Below are 10,701 nucleotides of genomic sequence, written 5' to 3' on the forward strand. Positions count from 1 at the left end.
GGAAGCTGTGTAAGGGTTACTATTTATAGCGTCCAAGTTTCGGGGCGCAGTTCATTTGGCTGAGGCGGGGGCTTCATCTTTTCATGCAAGGTTTATCTATCGGGATTCCGTGCTATCCGAAGTTTGCGGTGCCGGGGTCCGTGGTGCCGAAACCCATGCCGGTGGAGTCGTTCAGGTCCACCAGGTGCGGGGCGAAGCGGCACCAGTAATCGGTGAGCGCGCCGTTCGATTCGCGGATACCCACGCCTACCGTGCGTCCGTCGACAACCCACACGCCGAGAATGGGGTGGCTGACCGGATTGATAATGCCCTCGTAGCGCGGTGCCGGGATGTACTCCTGGTAGATGAATTCGCTTTCGGGGGCGTTAGCGAAGAAGTCGTCGTCTTCGGGCTTGATGAAGACGTCGTAGTCGGGGGCATAGATTTCTACGCCGTCGCCTTCACGTCCGAAGAGGGGCTTGCGAACCCAGTTGCGCATGCCGCCGCGGTGACCGGCGTAGGTGGGGACCAGGTTCGGGTGGCCGGGGTACTTATCCCAGAGCGCGGCGAGTAGCAACTTATTGGAGAGGAACATCTTCCACGCCGGCTCAATCCAGCGGTCCATGGCGCCGTGGTAGGCGAAGAGGAGCTTGTCGTAGCCTGCTTCGCTGTCGGTGACCAGGTCCTCCCAGGGGTAGAGCTTGAAGAGGTTGGTGATGCGCCGTCCCTGTGGGTCTTCCCAGCTCTTGGTGTCTTCGTTGAAGATGACTTCGTCGATGGGAATCATGTGGGTTTTGATGCCCGCCTGCTGAGCCGAGTAGGCGATGAGCCAGAGGTTGTTGTAGTCCTCGTTGGTCTCGTCAATCTCGGGGGGCACGTGCGCCAGGTGCAGTACAGGCTGCACTCCGGCGGTGATTTCGGGGGCGAAAATGTGGCGCCAACGGTTGGTGAAGGCTTCACCGATTTCACCCCAGTGGGCGTAGCCGCGGGTGTCGAGGCGCTGGTCTTTCGCCCAGGTTTTCTGGCTGACTGCCGCCTCCACAATGCCGGTGGGGGTGTCGGCGTTGTATTCGAGCAGCTTCATCGGGTCGCCGGGCACGCCCGAGTAGGTGAAGTCGAAGCGGCCGTAGAAATCGGCGTCGCGGCGGTTCCAGGATTCTACGGCGAGGTTGAATGCCGCCTGGGGCAGACCGAGGGTGCCGAACGCACCGGAGGCGATGTACTCGACGGTCTCCAGACACATGCGGTGCATTTCTTCCGCCTGGGCGCGCACAGAATCCATTTCTTGCGGGCTGAAAATGTAGGCGGCGTATTCGTTCCAGTAGTGGTCGGTGTCCTGGGGGCCGTCCACGCTGTAGGTGAGGCCTTCCTCAATGATGACGTTCTCCCAGTCGGGTCGGCCGACGGGAAATTCTTCACGGCGCATGAGGGGCTAGGCTCCTTCGAAGTAGTGAATGGAAAATAGTGAGGAAAATGCGGGCGGGACCGTTCAGTCCCTGCCCGCATTCAGTGTGATGGCTTATGGCTTAGCCTCCGGAGCGGCCGCCACCGGACTTGGAGCCGCCACCGAAACCGCCCTTACTGCCGGACTTGGACGAAGAACCAGACTTCGAGGACGAGCCGGACTTAGAAGAGGACTTCGAGGTGTTCGACTTGCTGTAGGTTCCGGTGCTGCCGCTGTTGTTGGTGCCCTGCTTACCGCTGGAGACCGAGCCGGTCGTCTTATTGCGCACCGTGGAGGTCTTACCGGAGTTATTGGTGCTGGTCACCTTGCCGGAGGAGACGGTGGAGGACTTCTTCGCGCTGCGGTAGGAGTCTTCGAAGCTACCGCCCTTAGAAGACACGCCACTGTAGACGGTGCCGTTGCTCGGGCGGGTAGTGCTGCCTCCGGAGAGCTTGGTGCCCACGCCGGGAACCGTGGGGGTTCCGGTGGAGTTCGCGGCGCTCTGGCGCCCCAGGTAGTACCAGAGGAAAGCATTCGAATTATTGTGGGTGGTGGTCGAGCCAGATGAGCCTGAGGAACCGGACGAACCGGAAGAGCTGGAGGAACCCGAGGAACTCGACGAGCCCGAAGAGTCGCTGCTGGACGAGTCGGTCGGCTCCTGAACGCCAGCCTTCTCACATTCGCTATCTTCCACGCGCAGGCCGGTCTTCGCATCCTGGCAGACGCGGGCGTACTCTTCGCCCTGCGACAGGAACGCGTTCTCTTCCTGGTGCATGGAGTTGTAGGCGAAGATGCCACCGCCAACCAGCAACACGCCAGCACCCGCTACGGCAATCATCTTGGCGATGCCGGGGCGGGTCGCGCCCAGGTTCAGGGTCTGCTGGGCAGAGGTCTGTGCGGCGCGGGTAGCGAAATCTGCGACCGCTTCCATGCGGTTGCGAGGCTTCTTCGGGCCGTTAGGGGTGGTGGTTCCGCCGGGGTATTGGGGAGCAGAACTCATGCATCTCTCCTTGAGGGGTGGTGCGTGGCGTAACGCTCAACGCGTACATGAAGCTGAGTAGGTACAGCATCATCCAGCGACTTTCGCCGGACTATCGGTGTGATTCCAGCATATCAAGCCCCAGCTTTCGGGTTCTTAGCTGACGGCAAAATCTCAGTAAGCTTCGCCGCTTGTTGCGCAGTTGTTTCCCTGCTGTTTGCTTTTGCGATGATTCCCCCTTAAATATCTACCTCTACCTACCTCAACGAACTGCCGTTACGCTCGCTTGCAGGCGGGCCTGCCGGAAGGTCACGATTCGTCACACATCCCCTGCACTGCACCGGATTGAAACACTTCTTCACACAAACTCGCGCGCGAGTGCACAAAAGTTTTAGAGTATGCCACATGTCTACACCGCATGCATCATCTCGTTCACGTCTGCCCAAGTGGGCTACGTCTTTCGGCAACCAAATCATTGCTTCCCTCATTCTGGGTATTGTTCTCGGCGCGCTCGCCCTCGCACTGGGCGGGGACGCGAAGAGCAACCCCAACTGGCTCATGGTGACCCTGGATACCATCGGTTCCTCCTACGTCACCCTGCTGAAGGCGGCGGTTGTTCCGCTGATTTTCACCGCCGTGGTCGCCTCCATCTCGAACCTTTCGCAGGTGACGAACGCGGCACGTCTGGCGGTTAACACGCTCATCTGGTTTGCGATTACCGCGTTCTTCGCGGTGCTCATCGGTATTGCCATGGGCCTGATTGTTCAGCCGGGCGTGGGCGCGCAGGTGCAGGGCAAGGCGTACACCGGCTCGACCGGTTCGTGGACCGCGTTCCTGACCGGCCTGATTCCGGTGAACTTCCTGGGTCTGGGCGTCAGCGCCAAGTCCGGTGATTCCGGCATCACCGCCTCCGCGTCCTTTAACGTGCTGCAGATTCTGGTTATTTCCGGTGCGGTCGGCATTGCCGCGCTGAAGGTCGGCGAGGCTGCTAAGCCCTTCATCGACGTGGTCAAGAGCGCTCTGGCGATTATTCAGAAGATTCTGTGGTGGATTATTCGCCTGGCACCGCTGGGTACCGTGGGTCTGATCGCTAAGGCAGTGTTCGCCTACGGTTGGGCGTCGATGGGTTCGCTGGTCGCGTTCGTTATCGCCCTCTACATTGGTCTGCTGCTGGTCTTCCTGGTGGTTTACCCGATTATTGTGCGTGCGAACGGCCTGTCGGTCCGCCAGTACTTCTCGGGTGTGTGGCCGGCGCTTCAGCTGGGCTTCGTTTCCCGCTCCTCGATGGGTTCGATGCCGATGACCCAGACCGTTGCAGAGCGCAACCTGGGCGTGCCCCGTGCGTACGCATCCTTCGCGGTTCCGCTGGGTGCGACCACCAAGATGGACGGCTGCGCTTCGGTTTACCCGGCCCTTGCCGCAATTTTCGTGGCTCAGTTCTACGGTATTCAGCTGGACTTCACCCAGTACCTGCTGATTGTGATGGTGTCCGTGCTCGGTTCTGCTGCGACTGCCGGTACCACCGGCGCTATCGTGATGCTGACCCTGACCCTTTCCACTCTGGGTCTGCCGCTGGACGGTGTGGGTCTGCTCCTGGCGATTGACCCGATCGTTGACATGGGTCGTACCGCCCTGAACGTTGCCGGTCAAGCTCTGGTTCCCGCGATTGTGGCTCGCCGCGAGGGCATCTTGGATGAGGAGCTCTACAACGCTCCCCGTTCTGAGGGCGGCTTCGTGGCTCAGGAATTCTACGATGAGCGCATCGCCGGCGAGGCGCAGCGACTTCACGAGGTGGAAGACAACACCGCCGTGGCACACCGCTAATCTGACGAAGGCTCACGCACACGGCGCTAGGCGGTACCGCTTAGCGCCGTGTAGCTTCTCCGCTACCCATGCCCCCAGCATGGGCAAAATACATTTGTCAAACGTCATAAAAGTGTCACTATTGATTCTTTTTTTCTTTAAGGTTTGAGAAGAGTTATGATTTTGAACGGCGTGTTCCATCTCCTACGTGGTTGAGGGGGATGGGACACGCTCTTTTCGTCCCCCCTTACTTTTCCGCCCATTCCCCCAGCTTCTTGACACCCTTCAATCTGCACTCGAGGGTAAGGCTCACCCGCAAGGCTCTAAAATAGAACCTATGAGTACCACACCGATCCGTTTGATTCTTGCCTCCGCATCCCCGGCACGCCGCAAGCTCCTGGAAGACTCCCGCATCGCCTTCACGGTGCGCGTCTCCTCCGTAGATGAGGATGCCGCGCTCGCCGCCGCTAACGAACAGGCACGCACCCAGGGTCGGGAAGGACTCACCCCGGCTGAGACCGCTTCCCTGCTGGCGCAGCTGAAAGCGCAGGCAGTTGCCGCTGAACTTGCTGCTGAAGGTGTGCGGGATGCGCTGGTTCTGGGCTGCGATTCGGTCTTCGAGTTTGAGGGTGTCGCCTACGGTAAACCGCACACCGCCGAGGCGGCACGCGAGCGCATCAGCGCAATGAGCGGAAACTACGGTGTATTGCATACCGGTCACGCGCTCGTGGATTTGCGCGGTCTTGAGCCGGGTGCCGAGCTGTCCGCTACTTCTGAGCTGCCCACCGTTTTTGAGCTGCGCAGCGCTACCGTCCACTTTGATACGCTCAGCCCCGAAGAAATCGAGGCGTACATTGCTACCGGCGAGCCGCTCTGGGTAGCCGGTTCCTTTACCCTGGATGGTTACGGTTCGGCGTTTATTCGCGGTATTGAGGGCGAGTTCCACACGGTGGTGGGCCTGTCCATCCACGCGCTACGCGATATGCTGCGCCGCCGCGAGGTCGCGGTGACCGAGTTGTGGCTGGCGCCCCAGGATGAGGAGTAGAACCGCTCCCACCGTATAAATCTGTCTCAAAGCGCGCCCTGAAATACACATTGTTGAACACCAATCGATAAGATAGAACAGTATGATGCGCGTTATATTCGCCAATCCTGCCGATGTATCCTTGGAGCAGGAGATTAAAGGAGAGCTTTAAGTGACTCAGCACCAGGCAGAAGCCGCCAAGAAATTTACTGCAGTCCCCGGCCGCCACACCGGCCCGGTCAGCAAGATTCTAATCGCTAACCGCGGCGAAATTGCTGTCCGCGTGATTCGTGCAGCCCGCGATGAGGGTCTGCAGACCGTCGCCGTCTACGCTGACCCGGACCGCGACGCCCAGCACGTGAAGCTTGCCGATGAAGCCTACGCTCTCGGCGGCGCCACCGCGGCTCAGTCCTACCTGGTGATGGACAAGCTCATTGAGATTGCTATCCGCTCCGGCGCTGACGCTGTGCACCCCGGCTACGGTTTCCTGTCTGAGAACGCGCAGTTCGCTCAGAAGTGCATCGACGCGGGCCTGACCTGGATTGGCCCCTCCCCCGAGTCCATTACCCAGCTGGGCGATAAGGTGGCGGCACGCCACATCGCGCAGAAGGTGGGCGCTCCCCTGGTGCCCGGCACCAAGGACCCGGTTAAGTCCGCCGATGAGGTTGTTGCGTTCGCCGATGAGCACGGCCTGCCCATCGCGGTGAAGGCTGCCTTCGGTGGCGGTGGCCGCGGCATTAAGGTCGCCCGCGACCGCGAAAGCATTGTTGAAATGTACGAGTCCGCTGTTCGTGAGGCTACCGCGGCGTTCGGTCGCGGCGAGTGCTTCATCGAGCGTTTCTTGGATTCGCCCCGTCACGTTGAGACTCAGTGCCTGGCGGATGCGCACGGCAACGTCGTGGTGGTTTCTACCCGTGACTGCTCCCTGCAGCGCCGCAACCAGAAGCTCGTTGAGGAGGCGCCCGCCCCCTACCTGACCGATGAGCAGAACGAGCGCCTGTACGAGGCGTCCCGCGCGATTCTGCGCGAGGCTGGCTACCAGGGCGCCGGCACCTGTGAGTTCCTGGTCGGCACCGACGGCACCATCTCCTTCCTGGAGGTCAACACTCGACTGCAGGTGGAGCACCCGGTTTCCGAGGAGATTTCCGGTCTGGACCTGGTTCGTGAGCAGTTCCGTATTGCTCGCGGCGAGAAGATTGAGGAGAAGGACCCGGTTCTGCGCGGTCACTCCTTCGAGTTCCGTATTAACGGTGAGGATGCGGGCCGTTCCTTCATGCCCGCCCCCGGCACCATCGAGAAGATGACCGTGCCCACCGGCCCCGGTGTGCGTTGGGATTCCGGCTTCGTGGCTGGTGACGTTATCGGCGGTAACTTCGACTCCATGCTGGCTAAGCTCATTGTCACCGGCGCGGATCGCGAGCAGGCTCTGCAGCGTGCCCGCCGTGCCCTGGCTGAGCTGAGCATTGAGGGTATGCCTACCGTCATCCCGTTCCACCGCGTCGTGCTGGATGACCCCGCCTTCGCACCGGCTGAGGGCGGCGAGTTCAAGGTGCACACCCGCTGGATTGAGACCGAGTTCAACAACACCATCCCCATGTACTCCGGTGCTCCCGGTAGCGTGGATTCGGATGAGGATGAGCGCACCACCGTGGTCGTTGAGGTCAACGGCAAGCGCATGGAGGTGTCCCTGCCCGACCTGGGTGGTGCCACCAAGCCTGCCGCTAAGCCCGCCTCCAAGACCCGTAAGTCGCGTTCGGCACGCGGCGCGGCGAAGGGTGGCGGCGACGAGCTGACCAGCCCCATGCAGGGCACCATCGTGAAGGTTGCCGCTTCTGACGGTGACACTGTTGCTGAGGGCGACCTGATTCTGGTGCTGGAGGCTATGAAGATGGAGCAGCCCATTACCGCACACAAGGCGGGTAAGGTTTCGGGTCTGTCCGCTAAGGCCGGCGATACCGTCACCTCCGGCGCGGTACTGGCAACCATTAAGTAACGCTCTATCTCGCTACTGCGGTCTCGATACCACGAGCGCATATTCTACGAATCCCCCGGAAGGGTATGAGGTAATACCTCGTATCTTTCCAGGGGATTTTCTATGTCCGCTCTTGCCTGTTTAGGTGGGATTTACGCCGCTAACCCTTGTGTTCGCGTCCAGATAGTGGCTGTATTTGTTTGGGTTTTTCTGAACAGAGTTATAATGTTGCACTTTAGAGGAGCCTTTCAGATTCCGGCGCCCGCCGCACCCACCCGGTGCGGTCACGGCACCCAGTACGCGCCTACGGCACACCCGCCTCCCGCGCTGACCGACAACGGAACACCTACCTCAGGCTCCATGTGTACACACAAATTCACCATCTCGGGAGTTTTCCTCATGAGCGCTTCTGCATCCGACACGAAAGCGTCTGCTGCACCGGTGAAGAATACGACTCCTCGCAGTCGAGTTATTCTCGCCTCGCTCGTTGGTACCACCATCGAGTTCTACGATTTCTACATTTACGCCACGGCAGCAGTGGCTGTGTTCCCCGTACTGTTCTTCCCCTCGAAGGACGCAACCACCGAGCTTCTGGCTTCCTTCGCCACCTTCGGCGTCGCCTTCATCGCGCGCCCCCTCGGTTCCGTGATCTTCGGCCACTTCGGCGACAAGATTGGCCGTAAGGCAACCCTCGTCGGTGCACTGCTCACCATGGGTCTGGCAACCTTCATCATCGGTCTGCTGCCCACCTACCACCAGATTGGTCTGTGGGCTCCGACCATGCTGACCATCATGCGTTTCTGCCAGGGTCTGGGTCTGGGCGGCGAATGGTCCGGTGCGGCACTGCTCGCCAGCGAATACGCTGAGGACGGCAAGCGTGCCCGCGCCGCCATGTGGCCTCAGCTGGGTGCACCCATCGGCTTCGTCCTTGCGAATGGCTTCATGCTGCTGCTGACCAGCTGGATTACCTTCAACTCCGCAACCGACGGTAAGACCCTTGACCACCCCTTCCTCATTTGGGGTTGGCGTATTCCGTTCCTGCTGTCCATCGTGATGGTTGCTGTCGGCCTGTACGTGCGTTTCAAGCTGGAGGAGACCCCCGTCTTCGCCAAGGCTGCCGCTAACAACGAGAAGGTTAAGACCCCGCTCGTTGAGGCGTTCAAGGTCGCTTGGTGGCCCATGATTCAGGGTACCTTCATCATGGTGGCATGCTACGTGCTGTTCTACCTGATGACCGCATGGGTCCTCTCCTACGGTATCGGCAAGGCTGACAAGGGCGGCCTGGCTATCCCCTACCGCGAGTTCCTGATCATTCAGCTGATCTCCATCATTGGCTTCGCAATCTTCATCCCGATTTCGGGTTGGCTGGCTGACAAGTACGGCCGCCGCACCCAGCAGCTGTGGACCACCATCGCTATGGCTGTCTTCGGTCTGTCCTTCGGCCTGTTCATCTCCCCCTCCGTCGTCGGTACCGGTGCGAACGCAAACGCCGCAGTGGTCACCCTCTTCATCTTCATCGGTATGTGCCTGATGGGTCTGTCCTTCGGTTCCATGTCCGCGTACCTGCCGGAGCTGTACCCCACCAACGTGCGCTACACCGCCAGCGGTATCGCCTACAACGTGGCGTCCATCCTCGGCGCGGCACTGACCCCGTTCGTGGCTGTTTGGTTGAACTCCACTTACGGTGTGGCTGCAGTGGGCGGCTACCTGGCATTCGCATCGATTCTGAGCGTTGTCTTCATTCTGCTCACTCACGAAACCCGTGACGTGGACATGAACGCTGTCAGCACCACGAAGTAAAGCTTCGCGCAGCTAACGCGTTTCTACGGCAAAGCGGTGGGGGTCGCCTCCTGATTCTTAGGAATTCAGGAGGCGACCCCCACCGCTTTTGTACGTTTCAGAGATACCGGCTCTCTACAAGCCCAGGGTATCTATGCGCAGGCTACAGGCCGCGAGTATGCAGCTTGCGCGCAGCCTCAGCAATCGAGCCGGAGAGCGAGGGATAGACCGTGAAGGTATCCGCCAGATCGTCCACCGCGAGCTTCTTCTCCACCGCCAGAGCAATGGGGTAAATCAGCTCGGAAGCACGCTGACCAACCACCACACCGCCAATGACGGTGCCGGAGTGGCGGCGAGCAAAAATCTTCACGAAGCCGTCGCGCATCGCCATCATCTTAGCACGCGGGTTAGTGCTCAGCTGCAGGGTCACCGCGTCACCACGGTAGGCGCCCTCGGCAAGGTCCTTCTCACTCACGCCCACGGTCGCAATCTCCGGGGAGGTGAAGATGTTCGCGGCAACCTTATCGGTACGCAACGGGCGCACCGCATCACCCAGGATGTGCGCCATGGCGATACGACCCTGCATCGCAGCCACGGAAGCCAGCGGGTAAACACCCGTGCAGTCGCCGGCGGCGTAAATGCTGTTCACGCTCGTGCGAGACACACCGTCCACCTTAATATGACCGCTCGGGGTCTGCTCCACACCGGCTGCTTCCAGGCCCAAATCTTCAGTGTTCGGAATCGAACCAATAGCCACCAGGCAGTGAGTGCCGGACACCTTACGGCCGTCCGACAGGGTCACGATGACACCGGAACCGTCCCCGGTACGCTCAACAGCAGCCGCACGGGAACGGGGCATCACTCGCACGCCGCGACGTTCAAAGACGTCCTCCAGCACGCGGGCTGCGTCCTCGTCCTCACCGGGAAGCACGCGGTCACGCGAAGACACCAGAGTCACCTTCGAACCCAGGCCGTTATACGCCGACGCGAATTCGGCACCGGTCACACCCGAACCAATCACAATCAGCTCCTCGGGAACTTCGCAGAGGTTGTACAGCTGAGTCCAGGTCAGGATGCGCTCGCCATCAGGCATGCCGGTCGCCATTTCACGCGGATGCGTACCCACCGACAGCAGCACAAAGTCCGCCTGCAGGGGGTAAACCAGACCCGCCTCGTCAGTCACCTGCACGGTGTGGCGGTCCAGGAGCTTACCGGTACCGTGAATAATCTTCACGCCCGCAGAAGCCAGAGCACGCTTAATATCGGCAGACTGCTGCTGGGCCAGGTCGCGGACTCGGCGATTCACGCGGTCCATATCAACACGAAGCTGCGGCGCCTTACCCTTCGTGTTCTCGATGCCCAGGCTACCCGCCTCGGAGAAGCGGGTCATCATATCCGCCGTAGCAATCAGGGTCTTAGAGGGCACAACGTCAGTCAGAACGGCGGAGCCACCAATGGCATTACGCTCGATCAGAGTCACATCCGCGTTGGATGCGGCAGCCACCATCGCTGCCTCGTAGCCGCCGGGGCCGCCACCAATAATTACAATTCGCTGAGATGCATAATTCACCGTTGAAGTCATGCCTTAATTGTGAGCTATGCCGCCTGCGTGGGGCAAACGCACTCGCCGTGCAGATGTGCCATATTGTGGCAATCTGCACGGCGAGCATTTTCTGACGCGGTAGCCCGGTATGACCGGGCGCTCCCCTATTCTTCTAGTC

General features: G+C 60.4%; 7 protein-coding genes. 4 read left to right on the forward strand and 3 right to left on the reverse strand.

Features of this window, described 5'->3' with window-relative positions; all coding sequences use genetic code 11:
- Positions 1-112: 112 nt before the first annotated feature.
- Positions 113-1,405, reverse strand: coding sequence for a glutathionylspermidine synthase family protein (locus tag RWZ58_RS06425; RefSeq protein ID WP_314658058.1), 1,293 nt, complete (start codon positions 1,403-1,405; stop codon positions 113-115).
- A gap of 100 nt (positions 1,406-1,505) precedes the next feature.
- A complete protein-coding gene (locus RWZ58_RS06430; RefSeq protein WP_314658059.1) occupies positions 1,506-2,423 on the reverse strand; it encodes a hypothetical protein in 918 nt (305 codons plus the stop codon).
- A 384-nt stretch (positions 2,424-2,807) separates the two neighbouring features.
- Between RWZ58_RS06430 and RWZ58_RS06435 the strand changes: the two genes are divergently transcribed.
- The 4 genes from RWZ58_RS06435 to RWZ58_RS06450 all read left to right on the forward strand — a co-directional run bounded on the left by RWZ58_RS06435 (position 2,808) and on the right by RWZ58_RS06450 (position 9,001).
- Positions 2,808-4,226 carry a dicarboxylate/amino acid:cation symporter gene (locus RWZ58_RS06435; protein WP_294639901.1) on the forward strand — a complete coding sequence of 473 codons (1,419 nt, stop codon included), beginning with the start codon at positions 2,808-2,810 and terminating at the stop codon, positions 4,224-4,226.
- Between the two features lie 316 nt (positions 4,227-4,542).
- Positions 4,543-5,250, forward strand: a complete 708-nt coding sequence (locus tag RWZ58_RS06440) for a nucleoside triphosphate pyrophosphatase (RefSeq protein ID WP_049338826.1) — start codon at positions 4,543-4,545, stop codon at positions 5,248-5,250.
- A 151-nt stretch (positions 5,251-5,401) separates the two neighbouring features.
- Complete coding sequence (locus tag RWZ58_RS06445; RefSeq protein WP_314658060.1) at positions 5,402-7,222, forward strand: biotin carboxylase N-terminal domain-containing protein; 1,821 nt, start codon at positions 5,402-5,404, stop codon at positions 7,220-7,222.
- A 378-nt stretch (positions 7,223-7,600) separates the two neighbouring features.
- Positions 7,601-9,001 carry an MFS transporter gene (locus RWZ58_RS06450; RefSeq protein ID WP_314658062.1) on the forward strand — a complete coding sequence of 467 codons (1,401 nt, stop codon included), beginning with the start codon at positions 7,601-7,603 and terminating at the stop codon, positions 8,999-9,001.
- A gap of 142 nt (positions 9,002-9,143) precedes the next feature.
- Here the strand turns inward: RWZ58_RS06450 and RWZ58_RS06455 are convergent, their stop codons facing one another.
- Positions 9,144-10,562, reverse strand: a complete 1,419-nt coding sequence (locus RWZ58_RS06455) for an NAD(P)H-quinone dehydrogenase (RefSeq protein WP_314658063.1) — start codon at positions 10,560-10,562, stop codon at positions 9,144-9,146.
- Positions 10,563-10,701: the final 139 nt, after the last annotated feature.

It is taken from the genome of uncultured Rothia sp. (genome assembly GCF_963544205.1).
Classification (GTDB): domain Bacteria; phylum Actinomycetota; class Actinomycetes; order Actinomycetales; family Micrococcaceae; genus Rothia.

Coding starts and splice junctions, on each gene's coding strand:
- RWZ58_RS06440 (WP_049338826.1), top strand. CDS start 4,543: ATGAGTACCACACCGATCCGTTTGATTCTTGCCTCCGCATCCCCGGCA.
- RWZ58_RS06455 (WP_314658063.1), bottom strand. CDS start 10,562: ATGACTTCAACGGTGAATTATGCATCTCAGCGAATTGTAATTATTGGT.
- RWZ58_RS06450 (WP_314658062.1), top strand. CDS start 7,601: ATGAGCGCTTCTGCATCCGACACGAAAGCGTCTGCTGCACCGGTGAAG.
- RWZ58_RS06425 (WP_314658058.1), bottom strand. CDS start 1,405: ATGCGCCGTGAAGAATTTCCCGTCGGCCGACCCGACTGGGAGAACGTC.
- RWZ58_RS06435 (WP_294639901.1), top strand. CDS start 2,808: ATGTCTACACCGCATGCATCATCTCGTTCACGTCTGCCCAAGTGGGCT.
- RWZ58_RS06430 (WP_314658059.1), bottom strand. CDS start 2,423: ATGAGTTCTGCTCCCCAATACCCCGGCGGAACCACCACCCCTAACGGC.